The following is a 14,864-nucleotide window of genomic DNA, read 5'->3' as shown; positions in this document are numbered from 1 at the left end:
AGCACTGCTCTTGACAGTGAGCACCGCTTCCGTGTTCACTGATCACAACAGAGAGCACCGCTCTCGCAAGCCAGGAGGGGTACGACGATGCCGCAGTACAACCAGACCTACGACAACAAGCGCGTGATCACCGCCGCCGAGGGCAGCATGCGGGTCTTCAACCGGATCGTCGCCCGCCTGACCAAGCTCGGCCTGAGCCTGATGGGCAGCCGGGTGCTCTCGGTTCGCGGCCGGAAGACCGGCGACTGGCGGAGCACGCCGGTCAACCTGCTCGTCGTCGACGGTCAGCAGTACCTGGTCGCCCCGCGCGGTCACACCCAGTGGGTGCGCAACCTGCGGGTGAACCCGGAGGGCCGGCTGCAGCTCGGCCGCAAGATCCAGACCTTCCGCGCCGAGGAGGTCGCCGACGCCGACAAGACACCGATGCTGCGCCTCTACCTGAAGAAGTGGGCCTGGGAGGTCGGCACCTTCTTCAGCGGTGACGTCGACAAGAACTCGCCCGACGAGGTGCTCCGCCACATCGCCCCGGGCGTGCCGGTCTTCAAGATCCACGCTCAGTGATACGCGGCGGCCTGGATCCGGTAGAGCTCGGCGTAGTGTCCGTCGCCTGCCATCAGCTGGTCGTGCGTCCCGGTCTCCACCACCCGGGAGCCGTCCAGGACCACGATCAGGTCGGCCATCCGGACCGTCGAGAACCGGTGTGAGACCAGGATCGTGATCCGCCCGTCGGTGCTGTCCCTGGCCGCCGCCGCGTACCGCTCGAACAGGGCGTGCTCGGTCTCGGCGTCCAGTGCGGCGGTCGGCTCGTCGAGGACCAGCAGCAACGGCCGGTTCCGCATGAAGCCACGGGCCAGCGCCAGCTTCTGCCACTGACCGAAGCTGATCTCCGCCCCGCTCGGCCAGGTGGCGCCGAGCTGGGTGTCGAGCCCGGCCTCGAGCCGCTCGACGACGTCCTCCGCGCCGGCCCGGCCGACCGCGGCGGTGACGGCAGGCTCGTCGTCCAGTCGGGGCAGGTCCCCGAGCCCGACGCTGTGGCCGGCCCGGAACTCGAACCGGAAGAAGTCCTGGAACGCACCGGCGGTCGCGAGCCGCCACGCCTCGGCCGGTATCCGGTCCAGCGGCTGCCCGTCGACCAGGATCCGCCCAGCGGTCGGCTCGTAGAGCTTGCAGATCAGCTTCACCAGCGTCGACTTGCCGGCGCCGTTCTCGCCGACGACCGCGATCACCCGCCCGGCCGGCAGGTGCAGCTCGACATCCTCCAGCGCGGGCCGCGACGCCCCGGCGTACGTGAACGAGACATGCTCGAGCCGGATGCCGTCGGTGAGTCGCTCCGGCGCCGGCAGGTCCGCGGAGTCGTCGAACGAGGCCGCGTAGTTCTCCAGCCAGACCAGCCGCCGGGATCCGTCCAGCCAAACCCCTCGCAGGAAGCCGATCTCGCCGACCGTCGCTCCGATGTACGCCGACAGCCGCGCACCCGCGGCCAGGATCAGCAGTACGTTGCCGACCGAGCCGTTCGGTCCGGAGACGACGAACAGTACGGCGCCGACGTACGCCGCACCGAAGATCGCCCACGCAGCCGCATGCCACGCCGCACTCGTCCACCGGGCGCTCGCGATGGCGCCGTACCACTGCTCCCACTCGCGGCGGCGGTTCACCACGAGGTCCTGGCCGATGCCGACGACGCGGACCTCCTTGCCCGGAGCCGCGGTGGTGGCGGTCTTGAACAGGTGGTCGGCCAGCCGGCTGTGGGCGGCGTACTGCTCCTCGACAGCACGCTCGACGCCCGGTCGCCAGCTCGAGCTGACGACGGTCGGCAGGGCGAATACCAGCAGCAGGACCAGGGCCGGATCGATCGACATCAGCAGGGCCACGGTCACGCCGAGCCGCAGCAGCCAGCCGCAGGTGGAGAACAGCGACATGTACATGTGGTCGAGCACGAACACCTGCTTGCGCAGCACGGACAGCCGGTCCAGGAAGTCGCGTCGTTCCTGGTGCTCGATGGTGGCGACCGACGCCTGCAACCGGGCGACGTGAGCCTCGAGCATGATCGTCACGCGGTCCCGGAACCGCCGGGTGATCCGGGTCGACACCGTCCGCAGGAACCAGGTCGCCGTGACGGACAGCGCCAAGCCACCCGCAGCCAGCAGTACGGCACGCCGGTCGCCTTCCAGAACGCCGTCCACAAGGACCTTGAGCCACAACGCGAGCAGCGCGTCGGGCAGCGCGGCCAGCAGAGTCATCGCGAAGGAGAAGACCAGCAGCCCCGGCTCATGCTGGTAGCCGAGCTTGCACAGCCGCCACATCGCCGGCAGCGCCCTGGGCAGGTCGTCGACCTCAGAGCGTGTCATAGCTGACTCCTTCCTCGTCGACCTCCGCGGTGAACCGCTCGGCCTGCAGGTCGAACATCGTCCGGTACCGCCCGCCGAGTGCCATCAGTTCGTCGTGGCTGCCGAGCTCGACGACCCGGCCGTGCTCGAGCACACAGATCCGGTCGGCGTGCCGCACGGTGGAGAAGCGGTGCGAGATCAGGACCGTGGTGACGTCCCGGGTCGCGGTCAGGATCCGGTCGAAGATCGCCGCCTCACCGCGAACGTCGAGCTGCGCCGTCGGCTCGTCGAGAAGCACCAGCCCCGCGCCCTGCCGTACGGCGCACAACGCCCGCGCCAGCGCGACCCGTTGCCACTGACCACCGGACAGGTCGGTGCCGTCGCCGTACCCGGTCGCCAAGCGGGTGTCGAGCCCGGCCAGATCACCGGCGCCGGCGTCCGCGAGCGCGGCGAGGATGTCCGCGTCCGGCGCACCGGCCGGAGCCACGTTGTCCCGCAACGGGAGCTCGAGCCGGAGGAAGTCCTGGAAGACCGCCGCGACCCGGGTCCGCCACGCGTCCACGTCGAGGTCGTGCAGGTCGGTCCCGTCGATCCGGATCGATCCGGCGTCGGCGTCGTACAACCGGCAGAGCAGCTTGGCCAGCGTTGTCTTGCCGGCGCCGTTCTGCCCGACGACGGCCAACGACGAGCCGGCCGGAACGGTCAGGTCGAGTCCGTCGAACACCGGCTCGGCGGCCTGTGGATACCGGAACCTCAGGTCCCGGATCTCGATCGCGACAGCTCCGCGCGGCCGCGGCAGCCGCCGGCCGGACGTCAACGCGCCGGCGGGCTGCATCGCGGGCCGGAGCCGGCGTACGGCGGCCACGGGTGCCGACGCACCGTCGAGCGCCCAGTTCAGACCACCGAACGCGATCATGCTGACCCCGACCGAGACCTGGGCGAACGTCACCAGCCGATCGAGCTCCAGCCGGCCGTCGACCGCCGCCGCTCCGAGCGCCCAGAAGACCAGCCCGTTGGCCACGGCCACGATCAGCAGGCTCCAGACCATCGGGCGCTCGCGCAGCCGCGTGGCGGCGTGCTGCAGCTCGAACAGCCGCCGCCGGCGATCCGTGAACCGCTGCACGGCCCAGCCGCCCAGACCGAACAGCCGCAGCTCCTTCGCGGCTTCCGGCTCGACCGCCAGTTGGTAGGCGTAGTCCGCGTGCCGCTGCGCCGACCGGACCTCGGCGGTGTTCCGGTCCTTCCAGACACCGCTCTCCCGGAGCAGCCAGTGCGTCGCGGCCCAGGCGGCGACGAGTACGAGCGGCGGCCACCAACTGAATCCGAACAGCACCACCGCGGACGCGATACCGCCGAAGAGCTCGACCAGGCTGCCCGCGACGAAGTCGACGTTCAGGTACATCGGCGGACCGGTCTGGCCGCGGTCGAACTCGCGGGCGACGGTCAGGTCCTCGCTGAGCTCCGGATCCTCGAGGTGTCCGATCCCCGGCGGTTCCACACAGGCCTTGGCGAGTACGTCGTTGAGCCAGGCGGCCACGCGGCTGCCGAGGTTGGCGCTGACCGCCTGGTGCACAGGGGTGAGCACCTGCAGCAGGACGAACGTGATCCCCATCAGGCTCAGTGGCCCGGTCAGGTCGGACCCGTGCTGGACCGCGCCGATCAGCCGGCCCATCGAGATCGCGAACAGCGCGGGCAGGGCGCCGCGCGCCAGCAGCAGGACCCACCAGATCGTGGCCAGCACCGGATCGGCCCGGGGCAGAACGGCGAAGAACTGCCATTCGGGGCGATCACGCAGCCGGCTCACCATTTCCTCACCATGACACGCGGCGCCGGTGGAATTCTTGAACATTTGCCGGATCCGGGGCGGCTGGCAGGATGGCGCCATGATCACCCCCGAGCAGTTGAACGCGGCGCCGAAGGTTCTGTTGCACGACCATCTGGACGGCGGGCTGCGGCCGGGGACGGTGCTGGAGCTGGCTCGGGAGATCGGGCACCAGGTGCCGCGGAACGACGCCGAGGAGCTGGGAGCGTGGTTCGTCGAGTCGGCGGACTCGGGATCGCTGGAGCGGTACCTGGAGACGTTCGACCACACGGTCGCGGTGATGCAGAACGCCGAGGCGATCAAGCGGGTGGCCAGCGAGTGTGTGCAGGATCTGGCGGCGGACGGGGTGGTGTACGCGGAGGTTCGGTACGCGCCCGAGCAGCACCTGACCCGTGGGCTGACGCTCGAGCAGGTGGTGGACGCCGTACGCGAGGGGTTCGAGCACGGGATGGCGACCGCGGAGCGGCCGATCGTCGCGCGGCAGTTGCTGACCGCGATGCGGCACAAGGCGCGGTCGATGGAGATCGCGGAGCTGGCGGTGGCGTACCGCGACGCCGGGGTGGTCGGGTTCGACATCGCCGGCGCGGAGGCGGGGTACCCGCCCACCCGGCACCTGGACGCATTCGAGTACCTGCAGCGGGAGAACGCGCACTTCACCATCCACGCCGGCGAGGCGTTCGGGCTGCCGTCGATCTGGCAGGCGATCCAGTGGTGCGGCGCGGACCGGCTCGGTCACGGCGTCCGGATCATCGACGACATCGAGTACGACGCGGCCGGCGGCAAGGCCGAGCTCGGGCGGCTCGCGGCGTACGTCCGGGACCGGCGGATCCCGCTGGAGATGTGCCCGAGCTCCAACCTGCAGACCGGCGCGGCCGAGTCCATGGCCGACCATCCGATCGGCCTGCTCGCCAAGCTTCGCTTCCGGGTCACCGTCAACACCGACAACCGCCTGATGAGCGGTACGTCGATGAGCCGCGAGCTGACCCTGCTCGCCGAAGCCTTCGACTACGACCTGGCCGACTTCCGCTGGTTCGCCATCAACGCGATGAAGTCCGCCTTCATCCCGTTCGACGAACGCCTCACCATCATCGACAACATCATCAAGCCCTGGTACACCGAAGCCCTGAAGAGCTGACGCAAGGCCTCAGACCGAGCGCTGGTAGGTGCGGAAGGCTCGGGTGGAGAGCCAGGCGACTACGAGGGTGAAGGCGAGCAGATAGGCGCTGTGGCGGGCTACCGAGGACCAGTCGGGATCAGCTGACAGGGCTTCGCGGGCGGCCACCGCGGCCCAGTCGACCGGGTTGTAGCGGGCGGCGACGTTGACCCAGTGGGGAGCGACGTCGGGGTCGATCATGATCGAGGACATGAACGTCAGGGGCAGCGAGACGAACTGGGAGATGCCGATCAGCGCCTCCTGCTGGCGGGTCAGCAACGCGACGGCGTTGGACAGCGAGCCGAAGGCGGTGCCGACCAGGATCGCGGCGCCGACCGTGACCGCGTAGCCCGCGGCGCTGCCGTCGTACCGGGCACCGGCTGCCAGACCGATCGCGAACACGAGCACGGTCTGGATGAACACCGTGGTCGCGTTGCTGACGAGTTGCCCGGCCATCAGCCCGCCGCGGCTGACCGGCGACGCGAGCAGCCGGTCCATCACGCCGCGTTCCATGTCCGCGATGAACGTCGTACCGTTCCAGCCGCTGTTCATCAGCGCGGTCATCATCACGATCCCCGGCGTGAGGAAGGCGATGTACGACGAGTCGCCGAAGCCGGGAATCTCGACGACGCCCTTGAACAACTGCCCGAACAGCAGCAACCAGATCGCCGGCTGGATCAACGTGAACGCGATCAGCGCCGGTTGCCGGTACTGCGCCCGCAGCCAGCGACCCGTGATGAACCGAGTGTGCCCGAGAAACTCGACGGTGCTCATCACGCCGCCTCGCCTTCAGCGCGGTACGACCGCCCGGTGTACCGCAGGTAGACGTCGTCCAGCGACGGCCGCGACACCGTCACGGCCGTGACCGGAATCGCCTTGTCCTCAAGGGTTCCCAGTACGGCGGGAACAGCAGTCGCCCCGTGGTCGACTCGAAGCCGCAACGTGCTGCCCTCGACAACAATCTCGCCAACTCCCGGCAACTCGCTGAGCAGCGCCCGCACGCTCAGCGAGTTGTCCGGCGCCAGCAGCTCGACGTTGACCGAGTCGCCCCGCAGTTCGGCCTTCAACGCCTCCGGGGTGCCCGAGGCAACGATCTTGCCGTGGTCGACGATGGCGAGCTGGTCGGCCAGCCGGTCCGCCTCTTCGAGGTAGTGCGTGGTGAGCAGCACGGTCAGGCCTTCCTGACCGGACAGCCGCCCGACCTCGTCCCACAGCTCCGCCCGCGCCTCCGGATCGAGACCGGTCGTCGGCTCGTCGAGGAACAACACCTGCGGCCGATGAACCAGGCCGAGTGCGACGTCGAGCTTGCGCTGCATGCCGCCGGAGTACGTCTTGACCTGGCGACCGCCCGCGTCGGTCAGGCCGAACCGCTCCAGCAGTTCCGCTGCTCGCCGTACTGCTTCTGCCCGGGTCAGGCCGTAGATCCGGCCGCCCAGCACGAGGTTCTCGACCCCGGTGGCCTGTGGGTCGGAGCTGGACTTCTGCGGCACGTAGCCGATCGCCCGCCGGACGGCGTCCTGCTCGGTGTCGACGTCGTACCCGACGACTCGGGCCGTGCCGGAGTCGGCGCGGGAGAGCGTGGTGAGGATCTTGACCGTGGTGGACTTGCCGGCGCCGTTGGGCCCGAGCAGGCCCAGTACGACGCCTTCCGGAACGCTGAAGGTGAGACCGTCGAGCGCGCGGAGCGGTGGTTTCTTGCGGCCGGCCGGGTACGTCTTGACCAGGTCGATCGCGTCGAGGGCATGCATGTGACTCCCTTGGGGTGACGGGAGCCGGTCCGCCGCTGGCTATCCTGATGGATGCGCCTTGGGACCAGTCTTCGGACCGGCTCGAGGAACTGCGGCCCTCGACCTGTGGTGTTGCCGCACCTCGGTCGGGGGCCGTCCTGCTTGGCTACCTGGCTTCCGGCGGCATCGCCTGCATCCAGGCGAACTCGGCGCCGAAGTACTTGACGGGGTCTTTCAGTTGGTCGACCGGGCTGATGCCCTCCTCTTCGAAGTTCTTCCAGGCCTGGCGCCAGAACGCCGACCCGTCCAGGGTGTCGCTCCGGATCGCCTCGGCGAGCTCGTGGACGTACGCCGACTCGGCCTCGAGCAGGGCCAGCCGGAACTCCGACTCGACCCAGAAGATCCGCGGGAACTCCATCGCCGCCATCTGTTCGTGCGCGGCACCGACCTGCTCGATCTCCGCGTCGATCGCCCGCAGCCGCTGCTCCAGCAGCTCTGCCACCCGGTCGGGCGGCAGGCCGGGCAGGTACGCGAGGCCGGCCTCCAGCGGGTGGAACTCGCGACTCGGCGTCCCGAGCAGCTCGGTCAGCCAGTCCCGGAACTCCTCCTGGCCGGCGTCGGTGATCTGGTAGACGGTGCGCTCCGGCCGGTTGCCCTCGCGGATCGTCTCCAGGGCCTCGACGAAGCCGTTCTTCTCCAGGGCCGTGACGACGGAGTAGAGCGAGCCGTAGTTGAGCTTGATGCTCTGGTCCTTGCCGCGGGCGCGCAGGAGCGTCGAGATCTCGTACGGGTGCATCGGGCGCTCGGCCAGGCTGCCCAGGATCGCGAACGCGAGCGGGTTGCCGACCTTGCGTCGCGCCATGATGCCCCCTCGATCTCGATTACTCGAAATCGAGTATCACGCTCCGGGTATCCGCCGTCAAGTAGTCAGCCAGACCAGAGCGCGGAACCCCAGCCGGCGCAGCGGCGGCCGGATCGGGGTGTTGGCCAGCGCGCGGTAGACGGGTTGCTCGACGTACGTCGTCAGCAGCCAAGCCAGCGCGATCACGCCGGTCACCGCGCCGGCGATCTGCGCCAGCCGGCCCGCGCCGACCGCCATCAGGTGGTAGGCGATCAGGTAGCCGAGCTCCTGGTTGAGCAGGTAGATCGCGAACGAGATCCGCGCCAGGAACCGGATCGGCCGCTGGATCGGCGCGAACACCCGCCAGTCCGGACCGCGCGCGGCCAGCGCCACGAACACCAGCAGGACGCCGATGCCCAGCGAGGACGGCAGGTCGGCGGTGTGGGCATGCTGAGCGAAGACGGTCGCGACGAGGAGCGCGCCCAGGTGCACCACGTTGATCCGGCGCTGGGCCCAGAGCCAGATCGCGATGCCGATCGCGAACAGTTGCAGCCGGTGCAGTCCGAGGCCGTTCCAGGCCTGCTGCACCCAGAACGGGCTGTGCAGGATCCGGTCGTTCCAATCCAGGACCACCGGCGCCAGGATCATCACCCACAGCAGTCCGGTGATTCGCCCGGCCGAACCCATGCCGCGCGGCCAGAGCAGCGCGGCGGCGGCGAAGGCCATCAGCTGCAGGGGCAGCGTCCAGTAGGAGCCGTCGATGAGGTGCACCGACGGGTCGAACGACGCGGCCAGCGTCAGGTTGCCCCACAGGTCGTGCGGGGTCGGCAGGGTCCAGTTGTCAGGCCCGAACAGGATCAAGGCCGTGTACGTGACCAGCACGGCGGCCAGGTACGGCGGGAGCACCCGGCAGACCCGGCGCCACAACCACCGCGCCGTCGGACCCTTCCGGATCGTCACGCAGACGAAGTACGCGCTGATCACCAGCAGGACGCTGGCGCCGACCTGAAACGGGTACTTGCCCAGCGGCGCACCGAACTCGGGGTGCAACACCGGGCCTTGGTACGTCGTGTGGCAGAAGACCACTGCGAGGACGGCGATGACACGGACGACGTCCCAGCTCAGACGTCGGGAGGTGCTGGCCCTGGACAGGTCCGGCGTTGCCACAGTCGCTCCAACTTCTCTCGGCTCGCCGATCTGTTCGGCCGTTACCCCCCTGTGACACTCGAAGGATCCTAGGAGGACCGGGTGGGGGTGCCGCAAATTCTGTGGGCGGTGTCACGCCGCCCGGAGCGGGTCGGAGCGACTTCACCCAGCGCGACCGCCCGGTCAGCGCAGCGTAGTCGGACGCAGTCAGGGTGCGGTGCGCGCCCTCATTGAGCGCCAGGTGCTTGTCGACCGTCAGCTGGCGGTCCGGAAGGTGCGGCGGTAGTCCTGGGGTGGCACGCCGACCACCCTGCGGAAGTGGTGCCGCAGCAGGGCGGCCGTCCCGAATCCTGACTCGGAGGCGATCTGCTCGATGCCCATCCGGGTCTGCTCGAGCAGCGTGCGCGCCCGCAGCACGCGCTGGGTGGTGACCCACTTCAGCGGTGTCGTCCCGGTCTCCGCGACGAACCGCCGCGCGAACGTCCGCTCCGACATCTGCGCCCGCCGGGCCAGCGCCGGCACGGTGTGCTCGATCGTCAGGTTCTCGACCATCCAGTCGAGCACCGGCTGCAGGCTCTCGCCGGACGACTCCGGCACCGGTACCTCGACGTACTGCCGCTGACCGCCGTCGCGCTGCGGCGGGACGACCATCCGGCGCGCGATCCGGGTGGCGACCGCGCTGCCGAGCTCACGCCGGACCAGGTGCAGGCAGGCGTCGATCCCGGCCGCGGTGCCGGCGCTGGTGATGATGTTGCCGTCGTCGACGAACAGGACGTCGGCGTCCAGCTTGGCCAGCGGGAACGTCTCCTGGAAGAGCTTCTCGTAGCGCCAGTGGGTGGTGCACGGCCGGCCGTCCAGCAGCCCGGCCTTGCCGAGCACGAAGGCGCCCGAGCACACCGTCAGCAGGATCGCGCCGCGCGCCTCGGCCCGCCGCAGCGCTTCCAGGATCCGCTCGTCGTACTCCTCCCGCCAGGTCGTCGCCGGGAGCGCGACCAGGTCGGCGTCCTCGAGCTCCTCCAGCCCGTACGGCGCGATCACCGCGGAGTGGCTGCTACTGCGCAGCGGCTCGCCCGGCCGGGTCGAGCACACCTTGAAGTCGAACGCGGGCACACCGTCGTCGGTCCGGTCGATCCCGAATACCTCCGACACCACGCCGAACTCGAACATGGCGACGTCCTCCATGAGGACGACAGCGATCTTGTGGAGCATGCGGCCAGTATGGCAGGAATTTGTGGAACTATGTCAATAGTGCCAGTGGTGGCAGTATCTAGTAGGTAGCACAATCTATGCCATGACCGGAATCATTCTTCTCGCAGTATTCGCGCTGGCCGTGATCGCGGCTCTGGAGATCAGCAACAGGCGGCACTCGACCGGTCTGACCACCGGTCCGAACGGCTCCTGGGTGACTGACGACCGTGATCAGGCCCGGACCAAGCTCGACCTGCTCGCCCTTGGCGATGCGGCCGAGCCCCTCAACCACAAGCCCGCGACGACCGCAGGCACCGTGCACAGCATCCGCCGGGCCCGCGTCCTCACCCACCACGGCCACCACGCGGCCTGACACCTCCGCAGACCGCCGGGACCTCACCCGGCGGTTTTGCGCTGCCAGGTGGGAGCGGTCGCGTTGGTGACGGCCCGCAGCACACCTTCCACCGGCCCGTAGCCGTAGCGGCTCATCCAGACGTGGCTCAGCACGACCTGTACGGCGAAGATCGCGACGGCGATCCCCATCGTCTCCAGCGGAGACACCTGGCCGACCAGACCGAACCCGATGCCGGTGAAGATCAGCATCGTCGCGACCGACTGGCCCAGGTAGTTCGACAACGCCATCTGCCCGGCCGGTGCGAGCACCCGTCGCACGTCCCGCCCCTTGTCCGAGTGCATGATCCGCAGCAGCGTCGCGACGTACGCCGCAGTGAGGAACGGTGCGGTGAGCACGCTGGCCAAGACCGAACCGGTGTCGCCGTTGCCACCCGCCGCGTAGATCATGCCGCCGGTGATGCCGACGACGAATCCGACCAGCTGGATCAGCCGCAGTACAGCCTCTTGGCCGTTGAGGTTCGCGAGCATCCGACGGCGGCCGGCGACCAGGCCGAGCAGGAAGGCGGCCAGCGTCGTCGGTCCCTGCACGGTGAGCAGCGACACGCCGTACGTCGGTAGCGCCGCGACGTGCTCGCCGATGATGTCGCCGAACGAGCCGCCGAGGTTCGCGGTCGTCTGCTGCGCCGCGGTGACCGCGCCGGCCGGGTCGAGGAACGCCGAAGTGTCCAGGAAGAGCGCGGTCGAACCCAGCGAGATGAAGAGATAGGCGTAGATCGCGCCCACCACGATCAGCGCCGTCCGGTCCGTCACCCGTCGCATCGCCAGCAGGATCAGGCCGATCAGCGCGTAGACGCTGAGGATGTCACCGGTGATCAGGAAGATCGCGTGCAGCGCGCCGATCGCGAAGAGACCACCCAGCCGGCGCAGCATCCGCGGCTTGAAGGCAGCGCCGGCCCGCTGAGCCGCCTCCACCTGCAACTGGAAGCTGTACCCGAACAGGAACGAGAACAGCAGGTAGAACTTCATGTCCACGAACGTCGACGACACCCAGTGCACCGCCTGGTCGAGCCACGACTGGTACGCCGGATCCTCTGCCAGGTGGATCGGATAGCCCGACGCGGCGAAGGTGATGTTCACGACCAAGATGCCCAGCAGGGCGAATCCACGCAGCGCATCGACGTCCTGGATGCGGGTCCGGCTCAGAACCTGGCTCATGCCGTCCAGCACACCAGTGCGCCGTACCTCACACAGTCGGTCTGAACCTCCCGTAGGGGTGGACTTTTCTCCACTAATTGCTGTGACGCGGCCGCGCGGCGTGTGGCAGGGTCGCGGCTGTGAGCGACTACCGGGATGTGAATCGGGCCAACTGGGACGAGCGGGTGCCGGCGCATGCCGCGTCGCCGGGGTACAACGTGGCGCGGTTCGAGGAGGATCCGCAGCACCTCAGTGAAGTGGTCCGGTTCGACCTACCGCGGCTCGGTGACATCTCCGGGTTGCGCGGGGTGCACCTGCAGTGCCACATCGGCACCGACACCGTGTCTCTCGCGCGGCTCGGCGCCCGGATGAGCGGGCTGGACTTCTCCGCGCCCGCGATCGAGCACGCGCAGTCGCTGGCCGACCGGCTCGGGCTGGAGGCGGACTTCCACGTCGCCGACGTGTACGACGCGGTCGACGTGCTCGGCGCATCGTCGTACGACCTGGTGTTCACCGGGATCGGCGCGCTGGGCTGGCTGCCGAGCATCACCCGGTGGGCGGAGACCGTCGCGGGACTGCTGAAGCCAGGTGGCCGGCTGTTCATCCGCGAGGGTCACCCGATGCTGTGGGCGCTCGACGCCGAGCCCGGCGACACGAGCCCAGTCCTGCGATACCCGTACTTCGAGACCGCCGAGCCGATCGTGTGGGACGAGGGCGGGACGTACGTCGAGACCGACGTGGAGTTCTCGCACAACGTCACGCACGAGTGGAACCACGGCCTGTCCGAGATCATCACCGCGCTTCAGCAGGCCGGCCTGGTCTTCGACTCGCTCGCCGAGCACGACAGCGCGCCCTGGAACGCCCTGCCTGGGCTGATGACCGAGGACGCGTCCGGCGAGTGGCGGCTGACCGACAACCCGCACCGGCTGCCGGCGACGTACACGCTGCAGGCGCACAAGCCCGCCTGAGCGCACGCTTCAGGCCCGGCTGTGCACAAGCAGCCGGGCCGAAGTCCAGAGCGCTGCTTAGTGGGCGCCGCCGCGGCGCTGCTGCACCTTGTGGAGCGCATCCTTGAGCTTGCGCTGGTTCTCAGGCTTGCTGAGCTCGCGCTGCGCGATCTGCGCCAGCTTGGCGACGACCGCACCCTTGACCAACGTCTTCACAAACCCCATCAGGGCCTCCCTACTCTCTTGCCCTCAGACGCTACCGTCCCTGGCCAACAAACTCTTGCGGGTTCACCCCACCGATCCCCTGTTCCCACCCTGAACCCGGCAAACTGTCCCCGCCGTAAGGCACACTGGGACGGTGCCTGAGTTGCCGGAGGTCGAGTCGCTGGCGGCGTTCCTGCGCGAGCGCGCCGTCGGGCGGGCGTTCGTGCGCGCCGACATCACCGCGATCAGCGCGCTGAAGACCTACGACCCGCCGATCTCGAGCCTGGTCGGGCTGCTGATCGACGACGTCCAGCGGCACGGCAAGTTCCTCGACATCGAGGCCCAGGGCGTGCATCTGGTCATCCACCTGGCCCGCGCGGGCTGGCTGCGGTGGAAGGACGAGCAGTCCACCGCGCTGGTGCGGCCGGGCAAGGGCCCGATCGCGTTGCGGACGGTGTTCGACGACGGCTCGGGCTTCGACCTGACCGAGGCCGGCACCCAGAAGAAGCTCGCGGTGTACGTCGTTCGCGACCCGGCCGAGGTGCCCGGGATCGCCCGGCTCGGGCCGGATCCGTTCACGCTGTCACTCGACGACTTCGGCGCGATCCTGAAACGCGAGGGCCGGGTGCAGCTGAAGGGCGTGCTCCGGAACCAGTCGGTGATCGCCGGGATCGGCAACGCCTACTCCGACGAGATCCTGCACGTGGCGAAGATGAGCCCGTTCAAACCCGCGTCGAACCTGACCGAGGACGAGCTGAAGTTGCTGTACGACGCGATGCTCGAGACCCTCCAGGACGCGGTGAACCGCTCGGCCGGCCTCGCCGTCCAGGACCTGAAGTCGGAGAAGAAGTCCGGCCTGCGCGTGCACGGCCGCAAGGGCCAGAAGTGCCCGGTCTGCGGCGACATCGTCCGCGAGGTCAGCTTCCACGACTCCTCCCTGCAGTACTGCGCCACCTGCCAGACCGGCGGCAAACCCCTCGCCGACCGCCGCCTCTCCAAGCTGCTCAAGTAGTTTCCCCGTGGGTACTGCGGGACCATGGCAGACCCCACCGAGCGGTACGCGGGCGCGGAGGCCCAGGGTCCGGAGCAACTCGAGCACCCTGGCCGCAGCGCGGACATGGAACGGCACCCCGACTACGGCGAAGACACGTACAAGGGCAGCGGCAAACTCAACGGGAAGCGGGCGCTGATCACCGGCGGCGACTCCGGGATCGGCCGGGCTGTCGCGCTGGCGTTCGCCCGGGAGGGCGCCGACGTACTGGTGTCGTACCTCGAGAGCGAGGAGAAGGACGCCCGCGAGACCTGCCGGCTGGTCGAGGAGGCGGGCTGCAAGGCCGTTGCAGTTCCTGGCGACATCCAGGAGGAGAACCACTGCCGCAAGCTGGTCAACCAGTGCGTGTCCGACCTCGGTGGCCTGGACATCCTGGTGAACAACGCGGCGTACCAGATGTCGCAGGAGGGGATTGCCGGGATCAGCACCGAGCAGTTCGACCAGGTGATGAAGACCAACGTGTACGCGATGTTCTGGCTGTGCAAGGCCGCCGTACCGGTGATGAAACCCGGGTCGGCGATCATCAACACGACCTCGATCCAGGCGTACCAGCCGTCGCCGCAGCTGCTCGACTACGCGACCAGCAAGGCGGCGATCCTGAACTTCACCAAGGGACTCGCGCAGGAGCTGGCGCCGAAGGGCATCCGGGTGAACGCGGTCGCACCGGGTCCGGTGTGGACGCCGTTGATCCCGGCGACGCTGCCGCCCGAGAAGGTGGACGAGTTCGGCGCGGACACTCCGCTCGGCCGGCCGGGACAACCGGCCGAGATGGCACCCGCCTACGTCTTCCTCGCCTCGGACGACTCGACCTACATCACCGGCGAACGCATCGGCGCCACCGGCGGCCGCCCGCTCCCCTGAACGCGGAAGAGTCCTGGCGGCCGGTCTTGACCAGTGGCCTGAGATGATC

15 protein-coding genes are annotated in these 14,864 nt (G+C 69.1%); 6 read left to right on the top strand and 9 right to left on the bottom strand.

Annotation, left to right across the window (positions count from 1 at the left end):
* Nucleotides 1-87: 87 nt before the first annotated feature.
* A complete protein-coding gene (locus ACWCOV_RS22625; protein ID WP_449831270.1) occupies nucleotides 88-561 on the top strand; it encodes a nitroreductase family deazaflavin-dependent oxidoreductase in 474 nt (157 codons plus the stop codon).
* On the opposite strand, the gene ACWCOV_RS22620 is transcribed toward ACWCOV_RS22625, so the two are convergent.
* Both ACWCOV_RS22620 and ACWCOV_RS22615 read right to left on the bottom strand, forming a co-directional pair.
* The gene (locus ACWCOV_RS22620) at nucleotides 555-2,348 is read right to left on the bottom strand and encodes an ABC transporter ATP-binding protein (RefSeq protein ID WP_449831269.1); all 1,794 of its coding nucleotides are present in this window, start codon (nucleotides 2,346-2,348) and stop codon (nucleotides 555-557) included. The two genes, ACWCOV_RS22625 and ACWCOV_RS22620, sit on opposite strands and share 7 nt — an antisense overlap.
* A complete protein-coding gene (locus ACWCOV_RS22615; protein WP_449831268.1) occupies nucleotides 2,335-4,176 on the bottom strand; it encodes an ABC transporter ATP-binding protein in 1,842 nt (613 codons plus the stop codon). Before ACWCOV_RS22615 ends, ACWCOV_RS22620 begins: the two co-directional genes overlap by 14 nt.
* A gap of 34 nt (nucleotides 4,177-4,210) precedes the next feature.
* Between ACWCOV_RS22615 and ACWCOV_RS22610 the strand changes: the two genes are divergently transcribed.
* Nucleotides 4,211-5,284 (top strand): adenosine deaminase, encoded by a 1,074-nt coding sequence (locus tag ACWCOV_RS22610; protein WP_449831267.1) that lies wholly within the window; start codon nucleotides 4,211-4,213, stop codon nucleotides 5,282-5,284.
* Nucleotides 5,285-5,293: 9 nt separating this feature from the next.
* Here ACWCOV_RS22610 and ACWCOV_RS22605 read toward each other — a convergent pair whose 3' ends face one another.
* The 5 genes from ACWCOV_RS22605 to ACWCOV_RS22585 all read right to left on the bottom strand — a co-directional run bounded on the left by ACWCOV_RS22605 (nucleotide 5,294) and on the right by ACWCOV_RS22585 (nucleotide 10,225).
* A complete protein-coding gene (locus ACWCOV_RS22605; RefSeq protein ID WP_449831266.1) occupies nucleotides 5,294-6,076 on the bottom strand; it encodes an ABC transporter permease in 783 nt (260 codons plus the stop codon).
* A complete protein-coding gene (locus ACWCOV_RS22600; protein ID WP_449831265.1) occupies nucleotides 6,076-7,050 on the bottom strand; it encodes an ATP-binding cassette domain-containing protein in 975 nt (324 codons plus the stop codon). Before ACWCOV_RS22600 ends, ACWCOV_RS22605 begins: the two co-directional genes overlap by 1 nt.
* 145 nt (nucleotides 7,051-7,195) lie before the next feature.
* The gene (locus ACWCOV_RS22595; RefSeq protein WP_449831264.1) at nucleotides 7,196-7,891 is read right to left on the bottom strand and encodes a PadR family transcriptional regulator; all 696 of its coding nucleotides are present in this window, start codon (nucleotides 7,889-7,891) and stop codon (nucleotides 7,196-7,198) included.
* 57 nt (nucleotides 7,892-7,948) lie between these two features.
* Complete coding sequence (locus tag ACWCOV_RS22590; protein ID WP_449831263.1) at nucleotides 7,949-9,037, bottom strand: acyltransferase family protein; 1,089 nt, start codon at nucleotides 9,035-9,037, stop codon at nucleotides 7,949-7,951.
* A gap of 234 nt (nucleotides 9,038-9,271) precedes the next feature.
* The gene (locus ACWCOV_RS22585; RefSeq protein ID WP_449831262.1) at nucleotides 9,272-10,225 is read right to left on the bottom strand and encodes a GlxA family transcriptional regulator; all 954 of its coding nucleotides are present in this window, start codon (nucleotides 10,223-10,225) and stop codon (nucleotides 9,272-9,274) included.
* An 82-nt stretch (nucleotides 10,226-10,307) separates the two neighbouring features.
* Between ACWCOV_RS22585 and ACWCOV_RS22580 the strand changes: the two genes are divergently transcribed.
* On the top strand, nucleotides 10,308-10,577 hold the full coding sequence (locus ACWCOV_RS22580; protein WP_449831261.1) for a hypothetical protein: 270 nt from the start codon (nucleotides 10,308-10,310) through the stop codon (nucleotides 10,575-10,577).
* A gap of 23 nt (nucleotides 10,578-10,600) precedes the next feature.
* On the opposite strand, the gene ACWCOV_RS22575 is transcribed toward ACWCOV_RS22580, so the two are convergent.
* A complete protein-coding gene (locus tag ACWCOV_RS22575; RefSeq protein ID WP_449831260.1) occupies nucleotides 10,601-11,773 on the bottom strand; it encodes a DUF418 domain-containing protein in 1,173 nt (390 codons plus the stop codon).
* Between the two features lie 119 nt (nucleotides 11,774-11,892).
* Between ACWCOV_RS22575 and ACWCOV_RS22570 the strand changes: the two genes are divergently transcribed.
* Complete coding sequence (locus ACWCOV_RS22570) at nucleotides 11,893-12,720, top strand: class I SAM-dependent methyltransferase (RefSeq protein ID WP_449831259.1); 828 nt, start codon at nucleotides 11,893-11,895, stop codon at nucleotides 12,718-12,720.
* A gap of 57 nt (nucleotides 12,721-12,777) precedes the next feature.
* On the opposite strand, the gene ACWCOV_RS22565 is transcribed toward ACWCOV_RS22570, so the two are convergent.
* Nucleotides 12,778-12,924 carry a hypothetical protein gene (locus ACWCOV_RS22565; protein ID WP_449831258.1) on the bottom strand — a complete coding sequence of 49 codons (147 nt, stop codon included), beginning with the start codon at nucleotides 12,922-12,924 and terminating at the stop codon, nucleotides 12,778-12,780.
* A gap of 133 nt (nucleotides 12,925-13,057) precedes the next feature.
* Here ACWCOV_RS22565 and ACWCOV_RS22560 point away from each other — a divergent pair, with 133 nt between their 5' ends.
* Nucleotides 13,058-13,915, top strand: coding sequence for a DNA-formamidopyrimidine glycosylase family protein (locus tag ACWCOV_RS22560; RefSeq protein WP_449831257.1), 858 nt, complete (start codon nucleotides 13,058-13,060; stop codon nucleotides 13,913-13,915).
* A gap of 24 nt (nucleotides 13,916-13,939) precedes the next feature.
* On the top strand, nucleotides 13,940-14,815 hold the full coding sequence (locus tag ACWCOV_RS22555; protein ID WP_449831256.1) for an SDR family oxidoreductase: 876 nt from the start codon (nucleotides 13,940-13,942) through the stop codon (nucleotides 14,813-14,815).
* Nucleotides 14,816-14,864 lie beyond the last annotated feature (49 nt).

Source organism: Kribbella sp. NPDC002412 (assembly GCF_053592935.1).
This window is presented reverse-complemented; position numbering and strand designations above follow the sequence as displayed.